Consider the following 21424-nt stretch of genomic DNA (forward strand, 5'->3'; position numbering starts at 1 on the left):
GCACACGGCATGAGAATGGTGGCGATCACAGCGACGCTGATCTTCGTGCTCGATCAGGTCACGAAGTACTGGGTGGTGCACGGGCTCGGGCTCGATGCCAAGGGCGTCATCGAGGTCTGGCCGCCCTTTCTCGAGTTCCGCATGGCGTGGAATTACGGCATCAATTTCGGGCTCTTCTCAGGTCAGGCCGACCTCACCCGCTGGGTCCTGATCGCGGTCGCGCTCGGCATCGTGCTTTTCGTTTTGGTGTGGCTCCGCCGCGATCCCCCCGGTCGGCCGGGCCTCCTCGCGGCCGGCGTGTTGATTGGCGGGGCGCTCGGAAACGTGGTCGACCGGCTCGTCTACGGCGCGGTTGCGGATTTCCTCAACATGTCGTGCTGCGGGATCAACAACCCTTACGCCTTCAACGTCGCGGACATCGCGATCTTTGCGGGTGCGGCCGGACTGGTGCTCTTCCCCGGCACACCGGCGAGCGGAAAGCGGAAAAAGCGCGCGTGACGCAGCCGAGCGATTGCGGTAGGGACAAGCTGATGACGGGACGGAGTGGCATGATGAGCAAGCGGCAAATGGCGGTCGCGCTGGCGCTTCTGGCGCTCGGAGCCTGTTCGAGCGCGCGTGACGGCGAGACCAATCTACGCAATCTCAACACCTATCGCGGCAGCCCCGAAGAGTTCGGGATCGTGCCGAACAAGCCGCTGGCCGACCCGCCGTCCTTCTCGCAACTGCCGGCGCCCACGACCGGAACCGGCAACCGGGCCGACGTGACGCCGCTCGCGGATGCGGTCGCGGCTCTTGGCGGCGATCCCTCGCGTCTCGCCGAACGCGGAATTCCCACCAGCGACGCGGCTCTGGTGGCCGCGGCGGGGCGGAACGGGGTCGACGGGTCCATCCGGCAGGATCTGGCCGCGGCCGATGCGGCCTTCCGTCGCCGCGCCTCGATCTTCAACTGGAAGCTCGTGCCCGACAACGAGTACAATCGGGCGTATCGGCGGCAGTCGCTCGACGCGCAGGACTGGCTCGCGCGCGTGCGTCAGCCCGGCACGAACATCCGGACGCCGTCGGCACCGCCGCCCCGGAATTGAAGCTTACAATTCTGTCAGCTTTCTTGAAGTACTCCGGCGCGGTCACAGCTTGATGCAGAACCGACACGAGGAGGCTTCCACGACATGCTGACCCGCCTGAGCGGCCTCGCCGCCGCCGCACTTCTGGCGCTGCCTGCGGGCGCGCAGGAGAGGATCGAGGAGAAGGTGACGACCTTCACTCTCGACAACGGCATGGAAGCCGTGGTGATCGAGAACCACCGCGCGCCCGTCGTCACACATATGGTCTGGTACCGCGCCGGCGCCGCCGACGAGCCGCCGGGCGAGTCGGGTATCGCGCATTTTCTCGAGCATCTGCTCTTCAAGGGCACTGAAACGCTGGAGCCGGGCGAGTTCAGCCGCGTCGTCGCCGAGAACGGCGGAACCGACAACGCCTTCACGAGCCAGGACCAGACCGCCTATTTCCAGCGCGTCGCCTCGGACCGGCTGGAACGGATGATGGAGATGGAGGCGGACCGTATGGTCAACCTGCGGATCCGCGAAGAGGACATCCAGACAGAGCGGCAGGTGATCCTCGAGGAGCGCAACCAGCGGGTTGAGAACGAGCCGGGTGCGCTCTTCAACGAACAGATGAGCGCGGCGCTCTACCTCAACCATCCCTACGGCATTCCGGTCATCGGCTGGAAGCACGAGATGGAGGCCCTCGATCGCGAGGCTGCTCTGACCTTCTACGAGAAGAACTACGCCCCCAATAACGCGATCCTCGTCGTTGCGGGCGATGTCGATCCCGAAGAGGTGCGTTCGCTCGCAGAGGAGCATTACGGTCCTCTCGAGGCCAATCCGGAGGTCGAAGCGCCGCGGCAGCGTCCGCAGGAGCCGCCACAACGTGCGGAACGCCGGCTGACCTATGCCGACCCGCGTGTCGCCCAACCCTACCTCATCCGGTCCTATCTCGCGCCCGAGCGGGATCCGGGCGATCAGGAGCGCGCAGCCGCGCTGACCATCCTCGCGGAGGTTCTCGGCGGCGGGCAGACTTCGGTTCTGAACCGCGAGCTTCAGTTCGAGATGCAGGCGGCGGTCTACACCTCGGCCTTCTACAGCGGCACGCAACTCGACGACACGAGCTTCGGCCTCGTGGTCGTTCCCGCCGAGGGGGTGAGCCTCGAATCGGCGGAAGCGGAGCTCGATCGCGTCCTGTCGGAATTCGTGGAGGACGGCGTCGATCCCGAGCAGCTCGAGCGGATCAAGTTCCAGATCCGCGCGCAGCAGATCTACGCGCTCGACAATTCCGACGGTATCGCGCAGCGCTACGGATCGGCACTCACGAGCGGCCTGACGGTCGAGGACGTGCAGGACTGGCCCGAGATACTCGACGCCGTGACCGAGGAGGACATCCTTGCGGCAGCCGAAGGCCTCTTCGACCGGGACCATTCGATAACCGGTTATCTCACTGGGGCGGAGACGCAGGGGCAGACGCCGACGCCGGCCTCGGCCGACGCACCGGCGGTGGAAGACAAGCCCGAGGGCACGGAGGAGACGCAATGAAGACGCTTGCGCTAGCGACCGGACTGGTCGCGTCGTTCGGCTTCGCCCTGCCCGCCGCGGCAGCGATCGACATCCAGGAGGTGACCACGGAGGCCGGCTTCGAGGCCTGGCTTGTGGAGGAGGAGAGCGTTCCGTTCGTGTCGCTCGAGATCCGTTTTGAGGGCGGCGCGGTGCTCGACCCGGCCGACAAGGCGGGTGTGACGAACCTCATGGTCGGACTGCTCGAGGAGGGCGCAGGGGATCTCGATGCCCGCGGGTTCGCCGCGGCGCAGGAAAGCCTTGCGGCAAGCTTTTCCTACGATGCCGGGCACGATGCGGTCTCGGTGTCCGCCCGTTTTCTGACCGAGAACATGGACGAGGTGGTGGCGCTTCTCCAGGACAGCCTGTCTGAGCCGCGGTTCGACGAGGATGCGATCGAGCGGGTGCGCGCCCAGGTGATGTCGGGCCTGCGCTCTGCGCAGAACGACCCCGGAGAGATTGCGGAGCGCCGGGCGGCGGAACTAGCGTTCGGCGACCACCCCTATGCGCGACCGGTGAGCGGGACGCTGGAGAGCGTGCCGAGCCTGACGCGAGACGACATCGTCGCGGCACACGAGACTGCGCTGGTGCAGGACCGCGTGCGCATCGGCGCGTCCGGCGACATCTCTGCGGAAGAGCTGTCGGAGCTGATTGACACGCTGATGGAAGGCCTGCCGGAAACCGGGGGAGATCTGCCTCGAAAGATCGAGGTCAAGACGGACGGAGGCGTGACCGTCGTGCCGTTCGATACGCCGCAATCGGTTGCGGTGTTCGAACAGCCGGGCATCGACCGCCACGACGAGGATTTCTTTCCAGCCTACGTGATGAACGAGATTCTGGGCGGTGGCGGCTTTGAGGCGCGCCTGACCGAGGAAGTGCGCGTCAAGCGCGGCCTAACCTATGGCGTATATTCCTATCTCGCGACGCGGGACTACGCCGATCTCGTGATGGGGCGCGTGCAGTCGTCGAATGAAACCGTCGCCGAGGCGGTCGAGGTGATCCGCGACGAATGGGGCAGGATGGCGAGTGAAGGCGTGACCGAGGCCGAGCTGGAGCAGGCCAAGACCTATCTGACCGGCGCCTATCCGCTTCGTTTCGACGGCAACGCCGCCATCGCGAGCATTCTGGTCGGCATGCAGATGGACGACCTGACCCCCGATTACGTGAACACCCGCAACGGCAAGATCGAGGCAGTCACGGTCGAGGATGTGAAACGGGTCGCCGGAGAATTGCTTGATCCCGATGCCCTGAGCTTCGTGGTCGTCGGCGATCCGGAGGGATTCGACGAGGCACAGGATGTGCAGGGCCAATAGGTGTGTGCAACTCGGAGGGCGCCTCACCCCTCCGCAGTGCGTCTTTCTCGAGGCAGCACCGGCCTTCCGAGCGACGAGGCGGGCGCTTCTCGCGATGGCGCCGATACTCGTGATGGGGGCAGGAGTGTGTATGGCCGAAAGCCAGGGGATATTCCGAGACGCGACCGGCGCGAACCTCGACGCCTACCGCTGGAACGCCCGGCCCGTGCTGGTTTTCGCTCCGGCACCTGGGCATGCGGACTACGACCGGCAGATGGACATCCTGCGCAATGCCGAAGGGGGGCTTGCCGAACGTGACATCGTCGTGCTCGGCGATACCGCACGGGCAACTACTGCCCTGAGAAAGAGCTTTGCGCCGGAGAACTTCCTCGTCGTTCTCATCGGCAAGGACGGTGGCGTGAAGCTGTCCCGGACCGAACCGATCTCTGCGGACATGCTTTTCGACACGATCGACGCGATGCCGATGCGGCGGCGCGAGATGCGGGAGGAATGAGGTCCGGATAGGACCCCATGACCTGTCAGTTGAGCAGCCCCGCATGGCGGAGGCCGATGTCGACCTTCTCGCGCGTCGCGTCCGTCAGAGGCACGAGCGGCGTGCGGACCTCGTCCTCGCAGAGCCCGAGCCGCGCCATCGCGTATTTCGCCCCGCAGACCCCTGGCTCGGTGAAGATGGCGTGGTGCAGCGGCATCAGCCGATCCTGCAGCTCGAGCGCGCGGCTGTAATCACCGGCGAGGCAGGCCTCCTGAAGGTCCGCGCAGAGCCGGGGCGCCGCGTTCGCCGTGACCGAGATGCAGCCGATGCCACCTTGGGCGTTGAAGCCGTGCGCGGTCGCATCCTCGCCCGAAATCTGCAGGAAATCGGTGCCACAGGTGATCCGCTGGGCGCAGACGCGGGCGAGATCGCCGGTCGCGTCCTTCACGCCGACGATTCGCGGCAGCTGCGCGAGCTCTCCCATGGTGATCGGCGTCATGTCCACGGCGGAGCGGCCGGGGATGTTGTAGATGATGATCGGCAGGGTCGAGGCGTCGTGCAGCATCTTGAAATGCGCATAGAGACCGGCCTGCGTGGGCTTGTTGTAATAGGGCGTCACGACAAGCGCGGCATCCGCTCCGACGCGCTCGGCGTGCGTGAGAAACCGCAGCGCCTCGGCGGTGTTGTTCGAGCCCGCGCCGGCGATGACCGGAATGCGCCCCGCGGCGCGGCCGACCACGCATTCGACAACCGCTTCGTGCTCTTCGGCCGAGAGGGTCGGGCTTTCGCCGGTGGTGCCGACGGGCACGATGCCGTGGCTGCCCTGCTCGACGTGCCAGTCCACAAGTTTTTCGAGCGTCCCGAAATCGACCGCACCGTCCTTGAACGGCGTGACCAGGGCTGGCATCGATCCCTTGAACATGACACGCTCCTTATTCATGCGTTCCGATCCCAACCGGCGGCAGGCCGTCCCTGTCTCGTAGTCGTGAGTTGAGCCGCGGCCGGGAGTAGATATGTTCCGGCCCGTGTCTATCTTCTCTCGCCCTAGAAATTGCAAGTTGATGTCTGTGATGCGGGCCTCGCTGATCCTGCCTTTCGTGCTTTTGTTGCCTGCGCTGGCCGCCGCTCAGGGCGGGGACAGGGCTCTTGGACGCGCCATGGACCTCATGCGGCAGGGAAACTGGTCCGCGGCGATGATCGAAGCGCGGGGCGACGGCCAGATCGGGCTCGACGTGATTCTCTGGCATTTCCTGCGCGCCGGGAACGGAGACGCGCGTCAGGTGACGGATTTCATCGCCCGCAATCCGGACTGGCCTGGCATGCCCTACCTGCGGGAAAAGAGCGAAGAGGCCATCGTGTCGGCGCCGCATGCAGACGTGCGCGCGTTCTTCGAGGACGCGCTCCCGCAGACGGGCTCGGGAGCGCTCTCCTACGCGCGGGCGCTGCGCGATGCCGGCGAAACCGGCGCGGCGGAGGCCACGGTCGTGCTGGCGTGGCGCACGCTGGCCTTGTCCGCGGAGGAGGTCGCGGCCTTCCTTGCGGATCACGGCGATCTCTTGCGAGACCACCATGCAGCCAGGCTCGACATGACGCTTTGGAATGGCTGGACGGTGAACGCCCGGCGCATGCTCGGTCTTGTGAACGACGACCGTCGGAAACTGGCCGAGGCGCGGCTCGCGCTTCAGGACATGGAGCCGGGCGTCGACGCGAGGATCGAGGCTGTCCCGGCGGGTCTCGCCGACGATCCGGGGCTCGCGCATGACCGGTTTCAATGGCGTGTCAGCAAGGGGCGGGACGACGATGCGATCGCGTTGCTGCTAGCGCGCTCGACCAACGCCAAGGCGCTTGGGGAGCCTGCCGCCTGGGCACCTCCGCGGCGGATCCTCGCCCGCGAGAAGATGCGGGCGGGCGACGCAGAGACCGCCTACCAGATCGCCTCGACCCATTTCATGGTCCCGGGGGGCGAGTACGATTACGCCGATCTCGAATGGTTGTCCGGTTATCTGGCGCTGCGTTTCCTCGACGATCCCGAGCGTGCGGCGCAGCACTTCCGCAACATGCAGAGTGCCGTCGACACGCCGATCTCGCTCGGCCGGGCCGGTTACTGGATCGGGCGGGCCGAGGAGGCGGCGGGCAACGCGGCGGCGGCTCAGGAGGCCTACCGGTTCGGGGGGCAGTTCCAGACGTCGTTCTACGGGCTCCTCGCCGCCGAGAAGGCGGGCATGGCCCCCGATCCGCGCCTCTCGGGCGGCGCGGCGCCGGACTGGAAGGGCGCGGGCTTCACCGAAAGCTCGGTCTACAAAGCGGCCGTCATGCTCCTCGCGGCCGGCGAGGACACGCTTGCCGAACGTTTCTTCACCCATCTGACCGAGAGCCTCGATCGCGAGGAGATCGCCAAGCTCGGAGCCATGCTCGACGAGATGAACCTCCCGCATATCCAGGTGATGGTGGGCAAGCGCGCCGCCGAGGACGGCCTGGAGGTCCACGCGCCGTATTATGCGCTGCCCGACTTTTCCTCGCGGCGTTTTCCGGTGCCGACGGAACTCGTGCTGTCGATCGCGCGGCGTGAATCCGAGTTCGACCCCGTGGTCGTCAGCCACGCCGGCGCGCGCGGTCTCATGCAGCTGATGCCGGGGACCGCACGAGACGTCTCGGGCTGGCTCGGCGAGACCTATTCGGAACGGCGGCTGACCACGGACCCTGCCTGGAACGCGCTGCTCGGCTCGGCCTATCTCGAATATCTCGCGCGGACCTTCAGCGGCAACGTCGTCATGATGTCCGCGGGCTACAATGCCGGGCCGGGGCGCCCGCTGCAGTGGATGGAGCGGTTCGGCGATCCGCGGCACGGCGAGCTCGACGTGATCGACTTCATCGAGTTCATCCCGTTCCGCGAGACGCAGAATTATGTGATGCGCGTGGCCGAGAGCCTGCCGATCTATCGCGCGCGTCTCGGGCTCGACCCGCATCCGGTGCCGTTTTCGGAGGAACTCGTAGGCGCCACGCTCCTTCCCGTCGGAGAGTAGGCCGTCGCGCCGCTCAAGCTGAGCGCGCCTTTCGCTCCCGCCAGAAGGTGAAAAGTCCCGCGGCGACGATAATCGCGGCGCCGATCACGACGTTGGGCCGCAACGTCTCGCCGAAGACTACAAGTCCGAGCGCCGAGGCGAAGACGAGCTGCAGATAGGCGAAGGGCTGGACGGCACCGGCTTCGGCGACCTCGTAGGTCTTGATCAGCGTGTAATGTCCGAGCGCGCCGGTCACGCATAGCATTGCCATCAGGATCCAGTCGGAGCCGGTCATCGTCTCCCAGAACCAGGCCCCGATCGCGGTCGAGACGATTGCGCCGACCGTCCCGGTCCAGAAGAACGATGTCGCCGCGTCGTCCTTGCGGGCGACGTAGCGGTTGAGAAGGCCGTAGAGCGCGAACATCAGCGCGGCCAGAAGAGGGATCGCCGCGTAGGGAGAGAAGACCCCGCCCGAGGGTTGCAGAACGATGATCACGCCGAGAAAGCCGATGCCGGTCGCGAGCCAGCGCCGCCAGCCCATGCTCTCCCCGAGGACAGGCCCTGAGAGTGCGCCTATCAGGAGCGGATAGCAGGCGAAGACGGCGTGGCTCTCGACGAGGCCGAGGAAGACGAAGGCCAGCACCATCACCATGATCTCGAGCGCGAGGAGCGTGGATCGGAACGCCTGCAGCAGAGGTTGGGCGCTTCGCGCGGCGGCGCGGACGCTGCCGGCCTGCCGGCGGGCGATGGCGATGACGAAGGCGGCGAAGAACCAGTAGCGGATCATCACCACCATCCAGACGTTGTACGTCTCGGCCAGATGGCGCGAGAGCCCATCCTGCATGGAGAAGATGAAGGTCGTGGTCACCATGAGCCAGATGCCGAGGCGGGTGTCGTTGCGTGTCATGCGCGGGACTTTCGGGCGATGGTCATGTGTCGCTTGCGCCCGTAGCCGGGCACGCGCTGCGTGATGAGCCCGGCTGCGTCGAGCGCGCGGCGGACATGGCCCGCGGCGGTATAGCTCGCGGCTGTGCCCTCTGGGGCGGTGTGGCGTCCGACCTCCGCGAGCAGCTCGGGCGACCAGAGCTCGGGGTTCTTCGCCGGAGAGAAGCCGTCGAGAAACCAGGCATCCGCCTCCCCCGTCCAGTGCGGCAAGGTCTCACGGGCGTCGCCGGTCACGAGCGTGAAGCTGAGGTCGGGCAGGTCGATGCGCTTGGCCTGCGCCTGCCAGTGGGGTTCGAGTTCGTCTGCGATCTCAGCCAGTTCGGGAAACGCCCCCTGCGCCCGAACCATGTCCTCTGCCGGCAGCGGATAGGCTTCGAAACTCGTGAAGTGCAGCCGTCCCGGCGTCCCGCTCTCCCGCCAGAGCGCCAGCGCCGCGAGGAGGTTCAGCCCGGTGCCGAAGCCGAGCTCGGCGATACGGAAGCCGTCCCGGAACCGTTCCGGCAGGCCGTTGCCCGCGAGAAAGACATGGCGCGTCTCGGCAAGCCCGTCCTCCAGCGAGTAATACGGGTCGTCGAAATGGCGAGAGACGGGAACGGAGCCGTCGCGCCAGAAGGTCTCGGGCTGGTCGCTCATGTCCCAGCGCTTTAGGTGAAGCGGACGGCAAGCAAAAGGGCGGGTGACATGAGCGGAGTGGACGTGACCGTGCGCGGTGCGGGGATATTCGGCCTGAGCGTCGCCTGGACCTGCGCACAGCGCGGGGCATCGGTTCGGATCGTCGATACGAACGGGGTCGGCGCAGGTGCGTCGGGCGGCATCGTCGGAGCGCTTGCGCCCCACGTGCCGGAGAACTGGAACGAGAAGAAGCAGTTCCAGCTCGAGAGCCTGCTCATGGCCGAAGCGTGGTGGGGGGCGGTAAAAGACGCGGGCGGCGCCGATCCCGGATACGCCCGGCTCGGGAGGTTGCAGCCCGTAGCGGACGAGGCCGCATTCGAGCTCGCGCGGGCCCGGGAGGAAAGCGCGGCCGCTCTCTGGAGTGATGCCGCCCGTTGGAAGGTGATCCCCGCCGCCGAAGCGGGCACCTGGGCGCCCGTCACGCCGACGGGCCGGCTCGTCCACGACACATTGACGGCGCGCCTTCACCCGCGCCGGGCGTGCGAGGCCCTGGAGGCGGCGCTCCGCGCCCGCGGCGTGCAGATCGGGCCCGAGGCCCCGGATCAGGGCATGGTCGTCTGGGCGACCGGGTGGCGGGGCCTCGCGGAGATCGCTAACCTGGCCGGACGGCCGGCGGGGACGGGCGTGAAGGGGCAGGCCGTGCTTCTCCGGCATAAGGCCGGCGACGTGCCGCAGATCTTCGTGGACGGCCTCCACATCGTTCCCCACGACGACGGAACTGTCGCTCTCGGCTCCACCAGCGAACGGGACTTCGACTCGCCAGACGCGACCGACGCGCAAGCCGATGCGCTGATCGACCGGGCTGTCGGGGCGCTGCCGATCCTGGCCGGGGCGGAGGTTGTGCAGCGGTGGGCCGGGGTCCGACCCCGGTCCCGCAGCCGGGCCCCGATGCTCGGGCCCTGGCCTGGACGGAACGGGCACTTCGTCGCGAACGGCGGGTTCAAGATCGGGTTCGGCATGGCTCCGAAGATCGCCGAAGCCATGGCCGATCTTGTTCTCGAGGACCGCGACCGGATCCCCGAGAGCTTTCGCGTGGAGGCCTCGCTCTGAGGCGCGGCCTCAGTTCGCGACCGTGGTGACCTGCCGGGTGAGGCCCAGCGTCGTGCCGAAGAGGCTGAAGATGGTCTGCGCGCGCGTCACCGGCGATTCGGTCGCGAGGATCGTGTCGTCCGGGTAGATGTTGAACTGCCGCGCCGCAAAAAGGCCGTCCGCCGATGTGAGGTCGAAGGCGAAGATGACCTGCCGGCGGTTCGGCCCGGTACCGTCCGCGCGCAGCGCCGAGGCTTCGTATTCCCTGAGCACGAGCACGCCCTTGGGATCGGCGCGGCTGTCCTGGAGCCCGCGCATCAGCGCCATCGCCTCGAGCGCGGTCACCCGCGGCTTGGGGAAAGAGATGAGGCTTTCCGTGCCGGCCGCGCCGAGCGCGGTGAAGCTGCGATCGTCTTCCTCGACGACCACGATGTCGCGGGGCCGGAGGGTTGTGTTGCGCGCACCCGACTTGAAGAGGTCCTGCGCGAAGATCTCGTAGGTGCTGCCGCCGCGCAGCAGTTTGACCACGGGATTCTCGTACGCGGGCGCGATGCCGCCGCCGGCGGAGATGAGGCTCATGATCGAATAGTTGCGCGACGGCATCGGGTAGATCCCGGGCCGGGTCACGCCGCCGGCGAGGTCGACGGAATTGCCCTGCCCTTCCGACACCGTGAGCAGCACCTGAGCCGACGGCACCACGAATTCCATCTGCCGCTGGATCGCGCTGCGGGCCGCCGTCGGCGTGAGGCCTGCGATCCGCACATTGTCGATGTAGGGAACGAAGATCATGCCGTTCTGGTCGACTTCGAGCCCCGCAAGCTGCGTCGACGTCTGGGCCGGATTCGTGAGCAGCGAGTTCTCTTCGGCGTCGTAGATGACGAGGTCGACCCGGTCGCCGGTCGCGATCGTGTTCACGTCCGGCGCGCCCGAATGGCCCAGCCAGTTGAACGTCCGGTAATTTCCCGTGGCTGGCCATGTCTCGATCGCCGCCATGTTCGCACGGGTCACCGGCATCACCTGGAAGGTCGGCTCGGAGGACCGGCTCTCGTTCACGATCTCCGATTGCAGCGCGGCTCCGCGGGGCAGGCTGCAGGACGCGGCGAGCACGACCGAAAGCAGGGCCGCGAGAATCCGGAAGTATCTGGGCACGGGGATCGACCTCCCTTGGGAGCTGAAAGTGTCTCGGTCCCTTTATTAGACCGCGGGCGCGGTGTTAAACATAGCGTCTCAGAATTCCAGCGGAAATGGACCAAAAATGTCTCATGGCGACGGGCGGCGACCCCGTATCCTGCTTCTTGGAGCTACCGGCCGGGTGGGGCGCTTGCTGCACGCAGGCTGGTGCGAGGATGCCGAGCTGATCCCCGTGGCCCGCAAACCCGCCCCCGGGTGCCACGTCTGGGGACCCGGGCAGTCGCCCCGTGGCCTGCCGCAGGTCGATGCGATCGCGGCGTTCTGGGGCGTGACGCCGGGCGAGGGCGGGGACCTGTCGCAGAATGTCGCGCTCGCTTGGGAGGCACAGGCTCTCGGCGCCGCTCTCCGGGCGCGGGTCGTCCTTCATGCGTCTTCGGTCGCGGTCTATGCGCCCTCGGACGGAGACTTGACCGAGGAGGCCGCGCGCGGAGCGCCGAATGCCTACGGCGCGGCGAAGTCCGATATGGAGGATGCCTTGTCCACGCTGCCCAAGACGGGACCTCGCGCGGTCAGCCTCCGTATCGGCAGCGTAGCCGGGGCGGAGAGCCTTTTCGCCTCGCTTGCGCAGTCCCGTGCCATCACCCTCGACCGCTTCGCGGACGGATGCGGGCCCGTCCGAAGCTACATCGCGCCAACGGATCTCGCGCGGGTCGTCTCGACGCTCGCCATATGCGAAGCCGAGATCTTGCCGCCCGCTCTGAACGTCGCGGCGCCGCGTCCCGTCGCGATGGCGGATATCGTCGCCGCCGCGGGTCGCGAGGTTGTCTGGCGGGATGCGCCGGTGGGCGCCCGCCAGCGCGTGACGCTCAGTACGGCGCGCCTTCAATCGCTGTGCCCGCTCACGCCGGACGCCGCGTCGCCCTCGCATCTCGTGGCCGAATGGCGCCGCCTCGCCGGGGTGCCGGCATGACCCCGGGCAAGCGCATCTTCGACATCTGCGCCGCCGTCCTCCTCGGTGTCGTCCTGTCGCCGCTCATACTCGGGGTGGCGCTTCTCGTCGCGTTGCGCGACGGCCGACCGGTGCTGTTCCGGTCCGAACGAATGCGCAGCCCGGACGAAGGGTTCATGTTGTGGAAATTCCGCTCGATGCGGCCTGCCGCGCAAGACAGTGGCGTCTCGGGCGGCGACAAGGCGGATCGCGTCACGCCCACCGGACGGTTCCTGCGCCGCCGCCGGCTCGACGAGCTGCCGCAGCTCTGGAACATCCTGCGCGGCGACATCAGCTTCGTCGGTCCGCGTCCGCCGCTGCGGCGCTACGTCGAGATGTTCCCCGACCTCTATGCCGAGGTTCTGAAATCCCGCCCGGGGGTGACCGGCCTCGCGACGCTCGCTTTCCATCGGACCGAGGAGAGACTGCTCTCGGGCTGTACCACCGCGGCTGAGACGGAGGCGGTCTACGTTGCCCGCTGCGTGCCTTGGAAGGCGGCGCTGGATCTCATCTACCAGAGGCAGGGATCGGTCTGCTACGATCTTCGGATCATGGTTGCGACCGTCTGGCGCCGGATGCCGCTCCGCCGCCGGCGGAAGGCCTGACGGCAATCGCACCGACCCGGCCTTTCGCTCGATCGCGGGTATCCGCGCGGCACCCCCGTGCCGAGGAGGCCTATTGCCTCAATGTCAGGTAGACCAGATCTTCGCTCAGCCGCCCGAACCAGTGCCGTGCCGCGAGGACCTCGCCCGAGCCGTCGACTGTGAAGGAGGAGACGAAATCGGTCCCTCCCTCGCTGACGCAATGCACCTCGAGCTCGGTCGCCGAGCTGCGCACGACACCGGCTGCATACGGCGTCGGCCCTTGCGGGATGACGTTGCAGGTGTAGCGATGCACGATCGTGTCGTTGTCGCCCGACAGGAACCGCATCACGTAGGGTGCGGTGCCGCCTGAACGCGCGCGAACGAGGCGGAGGAGCGCGTCCTCGTCCGAGGACATCAGATCGCCGCCGAAGCCGCGGCTCTGCACCGCGAAACCGTTGCGGAAGACCACCGACTGCCCTGTGCTCGAAGCGTAGGTGACGTAGGGCCCGTTCTCCTGGATCGGCGCAAAGACGGCCTGGCCGCCGCGGCTCGTCACCTCGATGAACTTGAGGGGCGAGGGGATCTGCGCCACGGCCTGGTCGATCTGCGACTGCTCCAGCGGTTGTGCACCGTCACCCTGGCTAATCACTTCGCGCAGCTCGCCGAGGACGTCGAGCGCGTTGATGCTCTCCTCCTCGCTTGAGCAGGCGGTCAGGGCGGCAAGGAGCGCGACGGTGCCGGCCGCGCGGATTGATCGGTGCATCGTCATCTCCAGAACCGCCCCCAGGTCTTCGCCAGTTCGGGCTGGTGGTTGTCGCGCACCCGCCCATAGAGACGGTCGCTGACGTTGAGCCGTGCGCCGCCATCGCGGGTCAGCGGCCGGATCGTCGTTGTCGAGGCCTGACGCGTCTGCGAGCCGAGCGCCCAGTTGAGCGGAATGGTGACGGTGATGCCCTTGTCGAACGAGCCTTCCCCGAATTCCTCGGCGCTGACATTGGTCTTGGTCGCGAAGGCGCCGACACGCCAGCCGTTGTCGAACTCGCGATGGACGCTCAGCGTCGCACCCTCGTCGCCGGCAAGGTATCGGCCGACATCGATCTGGGTGTGGAAGCCGTATCCCAAGTCGTAATACGCCGAGATGTGACCGTTCACCTCGGGGATCTCACCGGAGGGCGTGGTGTTCGACTGCAATCCGAACCCTTGGTCGAACTCGCGCCGGCGGACGTAGTTGATCTCGGCTCCGAGACCGAGGCGGCTGTCGACCGGTTTCCAGAGCACTTCCGCCGAGGCGCCTGCATACATTGCCTCGAGATAGCCGACCGTGACGCGACTATAGAAGTCCTCGGCCGGGCGACCGAAATGCGCCAGCGTCAGACGATTGAGCGTCGTGTCACTGCCATCCGCGTAAAGCGGTGCGGAGGTGCGCACGGAGGGAAGCGCGGTGTTCACGTCATCGCTTCCGTCGGCGATGTTCCCGCCCAGTCGCTGCGACACCGCACCCGCCAGTTCGAGGCCCGCCGTCAGCATCACCGAGGCCGACGCACGGACGCCGTAATCGATGCGGAGCGGATTGTCCGGATCGAAGCTCGAATAGGCGAGGTAGGGCCCGAAGGACCAGTCAACCTTGGGATACGTGTCCGGGAAAGGTCGCGGGGTGCGGCCGACCGCATCGACGATCTGCGCCCGTGCGTAGATCGCCTCCGCGCTGTCGAATTCGAGCTCCTCTAGATCGCCGCGACGCAGAGCCACGGCCGATGTCGGCAAGCCCCCTTCGGTGAGAACGATGACGAATTGCGAGATCGAGTCGGGCAGGGCGCGGGTCATCGTGCGCGCGGTCCGCCCCACCGCCTGCGGCACCGCCTGGTACCTGCGGTTTTGGATCCGCACGGTGGCGCGGTTCCCCTCGAGCGTCATGCCCTGCAAGGAGATGCCGATCCCGTCGAGCGCTTCTTCCAGACCGCGACGTATGCCGGCCTGCCGCCGCTCGTCCGTCGTCCAGCCGAGGTCGGCGAGACGGGCCGGATTGCGGGGCTTGACCGGGTAGGGGTAGCTTTCGTTGCCGCCCGGGACCGGCGCCGTGCGCGGGTTCGTCAGGATGGAAAGCTGCGCTCCGATCTTGGTGCCGTAGGCATGGTAGAGCGACAGCTGATTGCCGTTTTTGAAGCGATAATCGATGCCGAAATTCCAGGGCGACGTCTTCTCGAAGCTCGAAGTCACGGTCCTCTCGAGTTCGTAATCGTCGGAGGAATATTCGAGCTTCGCCCTGAAATGGTCGGTCACGTCCCAGCTGATTCCGCCGAACGCCGCCACGTCTCCGCGGAAGAAACGATCGAAATTCGCCGTACCGCCGCGGCCGATCGCTTCCGAATCCGGGCGGCCGTCGACGAGGCCCGGCCTGTCTCCGGTCGTTCCGAAGCTCTGGTAGCTCCCGAAGCGACCCCAGCCGAGTCCGCCTGTCACACGCAGACCGGGCGCCACCTCTTTGGTGGCAACGACATATTCCCCGCCATAGATGCCCGTTCCGACAAAGTCCTGAAGACCCACCGACAGTGCGGGCAGGTATGTGCCTTCCTTCAGCAGCTGGAACCTCAGATCGAAACTGCGGTCGTAATAATCTCCGTCACGCGAACCCGAAAGGTCCGCGTCGCGCAGCAAGCTGTAGCGGAACGAGCCGATGACACGCGGGAGAACCTGGAAACTCAGCGTGCCGCGAGTGGCGTTGCCCGCATGTCCGAGAGTCGTGCTGAACGTCGCGTCCGGTGCCATTTCGGCCGTCGGCATCTCGATGAGACCGGGCAAACCGTAAAGGTTGTAGCTCGGAATCCGTTCCTCCGGATATTGCAGAAGCGGCGGCGAAAGACGTCGCTCCTGGGCCAGCGCGGCGCCAGCGGACACGGTGCAAAGCGCCAGCGCAAGAAGGCGCGAGGCGGTGCGGTGCCGGCCAGTCTGTCTTGTCATCGCGGTCTCCTGAAAGCCGGGAACGGCGTCGTCGTTCGTTCTATCGGCACGATGGCGAAACTGTCCATGCGCCAAGGAAGGTGGATGGCTGGCTGTGCGGTATCAGCCACCCTGCCATCGATCGCAATCACCTCCCCGAACGCACGTTAACCAGTCGGAGAGAGACTCGCCCCCGAAGGGCGCTTGTTAACGCGCGGGCAAACTCTGCAGGGCATATCTGCCGCGGCGTGGGGGCGCTTTGGTGTGGAGTGGGGTCATTGGCAGCCAATGGGAATGGTGCGCCTGTCATCATCAAGCGCAAAAAGGTAATCGCGGGCGGCGGCCATCACGGCGGCGCCTGGAAAGTGGCCATTGGTACTTTGACCTTCCGGTTTCGGTCGCTTTTGCGACGGTTGACGATCCGCGATAAGCGGTGATCCGAGGCCGTTCTGACCGAAGCGGGGCGGCGTACATCGCTTTCCCGCGGCGTCCGATCGGGGACGCGGTGCTATCCTGCACCCGTATCCATTAACACGTTGCTAAGGCGCCCCCGATCGAAACCGCAAACTTTAGTAAATGGTCACGCGCGCTTCTCCAGTCGGTGCTGCGCGCCTTTTTCGATGCTGCGTCGCCGCCCGCTGACATCGTAGGTCTCGCCCCCCTCGTGGACCTCTCGGAGCGCTTGCAGGCGGTCGCTCACCGCTCGCAGGCCGGCCAAGGCCTGCTCGAAAAGCTCGCGGTTGCGCCGCAGCTTGATCTGCAGCGGCTCTAGTTCTTGGGGGATGCTGGTCGCCTCGCGGGCAAGCGTTTCGATAAGAACCGACTTTCGCTCCAGCAATTTGTCCAGCGCTGCGAGATCTCCACCGAGAAGAGCGGCGCGCTCCTCCTCCAGCAACTGATCGAGATCGGCGATCGCGGTTCGGGCGCAATCAGACATCACCGCGCTCCTCCATGGCCGCCACGATGCGATCGGCCAGCCCAATTCCCCCCGCTTCGGCAAGCTTTTCGGCGTAGGCGTCTCGCATGAACGACGCAAATTGTGCCTCTCCGGCTCCGCCGCCGAAACTCTCCCGTGGCTCGGCCACGCGAGTGGCCTTCAGCATTTCCGACAAGAACTGCGCTTCCAACGCGGAAGCGGCACTTCGAAGCCTCACTTGGGCGTGTGGGGACGCCGATTGAAGCGTGTGCAGTACAGGGCTCATGAAAACCTCCTTCGTTGGCATTTTCATGATGTTCCCGTTCCGCGGTAAATATCCGGTAACCCGCCGTGCGATAGGAGAAGGTTGGATTGCTCGAATTGGAGATCTTATGTCGCCCCTATTGATCGAGCCTGCATACGCGCCAGCACCTCCGCGGGGCCAATGGCGGGCGGCGCATCCGTCCAGCCACGATTTCAGTTCGGTTTTTACAGAGCAGGCCGACCGTAATTCCGTGTACGGCACCGATGACCAGAGCCTGCCTCCCAGCGAGGAGGGCGCAAGCTTGGATTCCGAGTCGGACAGCGGGGGAGAGGGAAGCAGCCGTGTGTCGGGAGGCGATAATACCGATGAAGTCCCCGACCCTGCGTCGGAAAAGCTGTCGGAAAATGGTGGATCAGAATTCGAACAAGTGCCCCACACTGGTGAGGTCGGTGGGCTCCCCGGCAGGCTCGGAGGGGATCAGCGGGGGCACATCGACGGTTCCGAATTGCCCGCATCTGCGAGACCAACACAAGTTTGGTTGCCGCTCTCGGGGTCGAATGCGCCATCTTCCGCTGGATCGGGGCTGCTAGCGGACGGGAAAGCCGTCAGCCTATTCGCCCAGGATCCGCTCGCTGGGGATTCAGGGCCTCTTCGCGCTTCCGCACAAACGCCATCGCCACAGGAGTCGGCGCGAGGCGCGGAAACGAGCGCTGTCAAATTTGGGCTGACGCCCAGTGGAGACGCCGGCATTGCAAATGATCAGGGGCTGGGACTCAAGGACCACACCAAGATCCAGGGAGCTTATCATGCGGTCCGGCAAACGGAACATGTGCTGGATGCCGAGTCTTGGAGTGTACTCGGTATGAACGAGAAGCCGGAGACGGGCCGGTTCATGATCCGCGAGGAGCGCTTCTCCACAGCCGTGTCTGGCGCACTCGCTTCCGGCGCTTCGAATGGAGATTCAGGCGCCGACGCAATCGCTGATGCTGTTGGCACGGACGCGGCAGCGCCGCCGGATATGCGCATCGAGGAGATCGCCAGCGGCGCGAAACTCGCCGAGGCGTCGCGCTCGGCTCAGGGGGCACAGTCGCCGACGCCCCCCCTGCCGCGGCAACTTTTCGAGGTGGCGGGGCACCTGAGGCACGGCGCCGTCGAGGTGCAACTCGCCCCGGAGGAGCTCGGCCGGGTCAGCATGAAGCTTGTCGCCAACGAGGGCGGGACGGTGCTCCATATCACGGCGGATCGGCCCGAAACACTCGATCTGTTGCGGCGCCACGCGGGCCTTCTCTACCAAGAATTCAGCGACGCGGGCTTTGGCGGGCTCGATCTTTCGTTCGGCTCCTCGAAACAGGATCGCCCGGACGGGAGGGCGGCTGAGCACGTCCTGCACGGCATTGCGGCAGACGTGCTTCCGGCCTTGGAAACCGGGGCCCAGGACCAGCGGCAGGTGCCTAAAGCGATGACGTCATCTTTGGACATTAGGATCTGAGGGAATGGGAATGGACGCCATAACAGGTGTTTCGAATTCGGCGGCCCAAGGGGCTTCGACGGCCGAGCGGCGCAGTGCGCTTACGTCGGATTTCGACACGTTCCTGCAGATGCTGACAGCTCAAGCGCGCAATCAGGATCCGTTGGATCCGCTTGACGCGTCCGATTATGCATCGCAACTCGCGACGTTTTCTGCCGTTGAGCAGCAGGTGCTGACCAACGACCTCCTCAAGGAGATTTCGGCCTCCATGGCGGGATCGGCCCTGGAGCGGCTGCGCAACTGGGTTGGCGCAGACATCCTGGCGCCGGTGCCCGCCGAGTTCGGGGGCGATCCGGTCACGTTGCGGGCGGCGGTCCCGGACGGGACGACGCGTGCGGAAATTGTGGCCCAGGACGCGAGCGGAGCGATCGTATCGCGAACGGGAATCGATCCCGTGACGGGATTCGTGACATGGGACGGCCGAGCCGCTAGCGGCGATCCGGTGCCGCCGGGCCGATACGCGCTGACAATCGAGAGTTTCGAGGGGGACGAGTTGATCTCATCCGCCCCGGCAGAGGTCTTCGTCCGTGTGGCCGAGGCAAGGTGGAATGCCGAGGGCGAGACCGTCCTCATCCTGGAGGACGGCACGGAGCTGCTCGAAAGCGAAGCCGCGGGATTGCGAGTGACCGGTTGAACGATGCCGGGCCGATCGTGGGTACGCGCCTCTATTCGACCATGCCCGGCTCCCCGATGCGACACCAGGGTTCAGCTCAGAACGCTCCCGCAATCGCCGCGCTGAGGGCGATCCCGACGATGGCGCCAGCCGCAGCCCAGATCGGGCCGAGCCACCATTGGGCACCATAATTGGTGCCGCTCGCGCGATCCTTGGTCTGCGAATGCAGGATCAGCATGTCCTCAACGAGATTTGGAAGCCGCGGGCCAAACCGCGACAATACCTTCACCGTCTCCTGAAGATCGTGCAGGACCGCCTTCGGACCGATCGAGCCGCGGATATAGTCTTCGACCACAGGCTGCGCGGCCCGCCAGATGTTCATGCGGGGGTTCAGCGATCGTGCGACTCCCTCGACGACGACCATGGTCCGCTGCAACAGGATGAGCTCGGTGCGGGTCTCCATCCCGAAGCGCTCGGTGACTTCGAAGAGGTAGGCAAGCAGTCGTGCCATGGAGATGCGCGTCGCATCCATCCCGAATATCGGCTCGCCCACCGCGCGAAGCGCCCTGGCGAATTCGTCCTTGTCGCGATCGGGCGGAACGTAACCGGCTTCGAAATGCACCTCGGCAACACGTTGATAATCCCGCCGGATAAAGCCATAGAGTATCTCGGCGTAGACCCTGCGGGTATATTCGTCGATATGCCCCATGATGCCGAAGTCGATGGCGATGATGTCGCCATTCGCCGCGACCTTGAGGTTTCCCTGATGCATGTCGGCGTGAAAGAATCCGTCGCGGAGGGCATGCTTGAGGAAGAGCTGCAGGACCCGCTCCGAGAGCTCGACCCTGTCGATCCCCGCTGCATCCAGCGCGGCATTGTCGCCCATCTGGATGCCCTCGGCCCAGTCGAGCGTCATCATGCGCTTGCCCGAGAGACCCCATTTCACCTCGGGCACTTGGAAGCCGTCATCGTCCTTGGTGTTCGACGCGTATTGCGACGCGGAGGCTGCCTCGAGCCGCAGGTCGAGCTCTCCCATCACCACGCCCTCGAAATGGCGGATCACGTCGATGGGTCGGAGACGTCGGGAGGAGGGCGAGAGATACTCGATGACCCGCGCGGCGAGGTAGAACGCGTCGATATCCTTGCGGAACGCGCGCTCGACACCTGGGCGGAGCACCTTGACCGCGACGGTCTCGCCGGTCTCTGCATCGCGGGCCTTGTGCACCTGCGCGATGGAGGCAGCGGCCACCGGCGGGCTGAAATACTCGAAGATTTCGTCCGCGGGCCGTTCAAGCTCGTATGAAATGGAGGCCTTCGCCTCTTCGACGGTGAACGGCGGCAGCTTGTCCTGCAGGACACGCAGCTGTCCTGCAAGGTCGTCGCCGACAAGGTCGGGGCGTGTGGACAGTATCTGCCCGAACTTGATGTAGGCGGGGCCGAGCGCCGAGAGGGCGCGGGTGACGGGCGGCATGGCCGCGTCACCGTCATGGCCGAGCACCTTGAAGGGCCAGCCGAGGATGCGTGCGGCCAGGCGCAATGGCCGCGGCGCCTCGAAGGCGTCGAGAACGACGCGCATGGCGCCGGTGCGTTCAAGCGTGGCGCCGGTGCGGACGAGCCGCCAGATATTGTGGGGTCCGCGCAAGCCTTAGATCTTCCAGCCGGAATGCAGGCAGGCGATGCCCATCGATAGGTTGCGGTACTTGGCCTGTTCGAAGCCTGCAGTCTCGATCATGCCGAGGAAAGTCTCCTGATCGGGAAACCTGCGGATCGACTCCACGAGGTACTGGTAGCTGTCGCGATCTCCTGCGAGCACCTGTCCCATCGCCGGAATGAGGTTGAATGAATAACGGTCGTAGGCCCAGGCGAGCGCGGGAACTGGCACCTGGCTGAACTCGAGCACCATGAGACGGCCGCCCGGTTTCAGGACCCGGTAGGCTTCAGCCAGCGCATCCTCCGGTCGGGTCACGTTCCGGATGCCGAAGCTGATCGTGTAGACGTCGAAGCTGTTGTCCGGGAAGGGCAGGGCCATCGCGTCGCCGACCACCCAGTCGAGCATTCCCGACATGGCCTCGGCCTCCGCCCGGTCGCGCCCTGCAAGAAGCATGGACTCGGTCAGATCGAGCACCGTGGCGTGCCCCGACCCTGCGCGGTTCAGGAACCGGAAGGAAATGTCGCCGGTACCGCCCGCCACGTCGAGTAGCCTCTGTCCGCGGCGCGGCGCGAGCCAGTCCATCATCGCGTCCTTCCAGAGGCGATGAATGCCCAGGCTCATGGCGTCGTTCATCAGGTCGTAGCGGGACGCCACCGAGGTGAAGACCCCCTGTACGCGGCCCGCCTTTTCGGCCTCCGGAACCTCGTCGAAGCCGAAATGCGTCGTTTTCACGGTGTCTTCAGTCATGGCTCTTGTCGTTTCCCCGGCCTCAGCC

Annotated in this window: 21 protein-coding genes and 1 pseudogene; 12 read left to right on the forward strand and 10 right to left on the reverse strand. The window is 66.1% G+C overall.

The genetic code is table 11. The features are described from left to right. The first annotated feature begins 9 nt into the window (after positions 1–9). The 5 genes from lspA (at position 10) to OCH239_RS14545 (ending at position 4409) form a co-directional block, all read left to right on the forward strand. A complete protein-coding gene (lspA, locus tag OCH239_RS14525) occupies positions 10–498 on the forward strand; it encodes a signal peptidase II (protein WP_037264197.1) in 489 nt (162 codons plus the stop codon). Positions 499–551: 53 nt separating this feature from the next. Beyond that, entirely contained in the window at positions 552–1082 is a 531-nt protein-coding gene (locus tag OCH239_RS14530; RefSeq protein ID WP_084782496.1) for a DUF3035 domain-containing protein, read from the forward strand. A gap of 84 nt (positions 1083–1166) precedes the next feature. After that, a complete protein-coding gene (locus OCH239_RS14535; RefSeq protein ID WP_084782488.1) occupies positions 1167–2585 on the forward strand; it encodes a M16 family metallopeptidase in 1419 nt (472 codons plus the stop codon). Next, on the forward strand, positions 2582–3916 hold the full coding sequence (locus OCH239_RS14540; RefSeq protein WP_037264199.1) for a M16 family metallopeptidase: 1335 nt from the start codon (positions 2582–2584) through the stop codon (positions 3914–3916). Before OCH239_RS14535 ends, OCH239_RS14540 begins: the two co-directional genes overlap by 4 nt. A gap of 130 nt (positions 3917–4046) precedes the next feature. Continuing rightward, positions 4047–4409 carry a DUF4174 domain-containing protein gene (locus OCH239_RS14545; protein ID WP_051489496.1) on the forward strand — a complete coding sequence of 121 codons (363 nt, stop codon included), beginning with the start codon at positions 4047–4049 and terminating at the stop codon, positions 4407–4409. 25 nt (positions 4410–4434) lie between these two features. Here the strand turns inward: OCH239_RS14545 and dapA are convergent, their stop codons facing one another. Next, positions 4435–5310: a 4-hydroxy-tetrahydrodipicolinate synthase gene (gene dapA, locus OCH239_RS14550; protein ID WP_037264202.1), complete on the reverse strand. Its 876-nt coding sequence runs from the start codon at positions 5308–5310 to the stop codon at positions 4435–4437. A gap of 139 nt (positions 5311–5449) precedes the next feature. On the opposite strand from dapA, the gene OCH239_RS14555 reads away from it, so the two are divergent. Continuing rightward, on the forward strand, positions 5450–7411 hold the full coding sequence (locus OCH239_RS14555) for a lytic transglycosylase domain-containing protein (RefSeq protein ID WP_037264203.1): 1962 nt from the start codon (positions 5450–5452) through the stop codon (positions 7409–7411). A 13-nt stretch (positions 7412–7424) separates the two neighbouring features. Here OCH239_RS14555 and OCH239_RS14560 read toward each other — a convergent pair whose 3' ends face one another. Beyond that, the gene (locus tag OCH239_RS14560) at positions 7425–8297 is read right to left on the reverse strand and encodes a DMT family transporter (RefSeq protein ID WP_037264204.1); all 873 of its coding nucleotides are present in this window, start codon (positions 8295–8297) and stop codon (positions 7425–7427) included. Then, entirely contained in the window at positions 8294–8968 is a 675-nt protein-coding gene (gene mnmC2, locus OCH239_RS14565) for a tRNA (5-methylaminomethyl-2-thiouridine)(34)-methyltransferase MnmC2 (RefSeq protein WP_037264205.1), read from the reverse strand. Before mnmC2 ends, OCH239_RS14560 begins: the two co-directional genes overlap by 4 nt. 48 nt (positions 8969–9016) lie before the next feature. Here mnmC2 and OCH239_RS14570 point away from each other — a divergent pair, with 48 nt between their 5' ends. Beyond that, on the forward strand, positions 9017–10057 hold the full coding sequence (locus OCH239_RS14570; RefSeq protein WP_037264206.1) for an NAD(P)/FAD-dependent oxidoreductase: 1041 nt from the start codon (positions 9017–9019) through the stop codon (positions 10055–10057). A 9-nt stretch (positions 10058–10066) separates the two neighbouring features. Here OCH239_RS14570 and OCH239_RS14575 read toward each other — a convergent pair whose 3' ends face one another. After that, positions 10067–11185 carry a polysaccharide biosynthesis/export family protein gene (locus OCH239_RS14575; protein WP_037264207.1) on the reverse strand — a complete coding sequence of 373 codons (1119 nt, stop codon included), beginning with the start codon at positions 11183–11185 and terminating at the stop codon, positions 10067–10069. 172 nt (positions 11186–11357) lie between these two features. On the opposite strand from OCH239_RS14575, the gene OCH239_RS14580 reads away from it, so the two are divergent. After that, positions 11358–12137 (forward strand): NAD-dependent epimerase/dehydratase family protein, encoded by a 780-nt coding sequence (locus tag OCH239_RS14580; RefSeq protein WP_157577883.1) that lies wholly within the window; start codon positions 11358–11360, stop codon positions 12135–12137. Further along, positions 12134–12760: a sugar transferase gene (locus tag OCH239_RS14585; protein ID WP_037264231.1), complete on the forward strand. Its 627-nt coding sequence runs from the start codon at positions 12134–12136 to the stop codon at positions 12758–12760. Before OCH239_RS14580 ends, OCH239_RS14585 begins: the two co-directional genes overlap by 4 nt. A gap of 70 nt (positions 12761–12830) precedes the next feature. On the opposite strand, the gene OCH239_RS14590 is transcribed toward OCH239_RS14585, so the two are convergent. Together OCH239_RS14590 and OCH239_RS14595 are read right to left on the reverse strand one after the other, a co-directional pair. Then, positions 12831–13502, reverse strand: coding sequence for a YjbF family lipoprotein (locus OCH239_RS14590; protein WP_037264209.1), 672 nt, complete (start codon positions 13500–13502; stop codon positions 12831–12833). Between the two features lie 2 nt (positions 13503–13504). Continuing rightward, positions 13505–15697, reverse strand: a complete 2193-nt coding sequence (locus OCH239_RS14595; RefSeq protein WP_084782492.1) for a YjbH domain-containing protein — start codon at positions 15695–15697, stop codon at positions 13505–13507. A gap of 257 nt (positions 15698–15954) precedes the next feature. On the opposite strand from OCH239_RS14595, the pseudogene OCH239_RS23530 reads away from it, so the two are divergent. Further along, positions 15955–16047, forward strand: a pseudogene (locus OCH239_RS23530) (chemotaxis protein MotB); the annotation flags it as partial. Positions 16048–16256: 209 nt separating this feature from the next. Here the strand turns inward: OCH239_RS23530 and OCH239_RS14600 are convergent. Next, a complete protein-coding gene (locus tag OCH239_RS14600) occupies positions 16257–16613 on the reverse strand; it encodes a flagellar protein FlgN (RefSeq protein WP_037264210.1) in 357 nt (118 codons plus the stop codon). Beyond that, positions 16606–16878 carry a rod-binding protein gene (locus OCH239_RS14605; protein WP_037264233.1) on the reverse strand — a complete coding sequence of 91 codons (273 nt, stop codon included), beginning with the start codon at positions 16876–16878 and terminating at the stop codon, positions 16606–16608. Before OCH239_RS14605 ends, OCH239_RS14600 begins: the two co-directional genes overlap by 8 nt. Positions 16879–17719: 841 nt before the next feature. Here OCH239_RS14605 and OCH239_RS23120 point away from each other — a divergent pair. Together OCH239_RS23120 and OCH239_RS14615 are read left to right on the forward strand one after the other, a co-directional pair. Beyond that, entirely contained in the window at positions 17720–18346 is a 627-nt protein-coding gene (locus OCH239_RS23120) for a flagellar hook-length control protein FliK (RefSeq protein ID WP_051489498.1), read from the forward strand. Between the two features lie 10 nt (positions 18347–18356). Continuing rightward, the gene (locus OCH239_RS14615; RefSeq protein WP_037264235.1) at positions 18357–19019 is read left to right on the forward strand and encodes a flagellar hook capping FlgD N-terminal domain-containing protein; all 663 of its coding nucleotides are present in this window, start codon (positions 18357–18359) and stop codon (positions 19017–19019) included. A 76-nt stretch (positions 19020–19095) separates the two neighbouring features. On the opposite strand, the gene ubiB is transcribed toward OCH239_RS14615, so the two are convergent. Together ubiB and ubiE are read right to left on the reverse strand one after the other, a co-directional pair. Further along, positions 19096–20640: a 2-polyprenylphenol 6-hydroxylase gene (ubiB, locus tag OCH239_RS14620; protein WP_037264211.1), complete on the reverse strand. Its 1545-nt coding sequence runs from the start codon at positions 20638–20640 to the stop codon at positions 19096–19098. Positions 20641–20643: 3 nt separating this feature from the next. Next, entirely contained in the window at positions 20644–21396 is a 753-nt protein-coding gene (ubiE, locus tag OCH239_RS14625; protein ID WP_037264212.1) for a bifunctional demethylmenaquinone methyltransferase/2-methoxy-6-polyprenyl-1,4-benzoquinol methylase UbiE, read from the reverse strand. Positions 21397–21424 lie beyond the last annotated feature (28 nt).

Origin of the sequence: Roseivivax halodurans JCM 10272, from assembly GCF_000521785.1 — a bacterium.
In the GTDB taxonomy this organism is placed as follows: domain Bacteria; phylum Pseudomonadota; class Alphaproteobacteria; order Rhodobacterales; family Rhodobacteraceae; genus Roseivivax; species Roseivivax halodurans.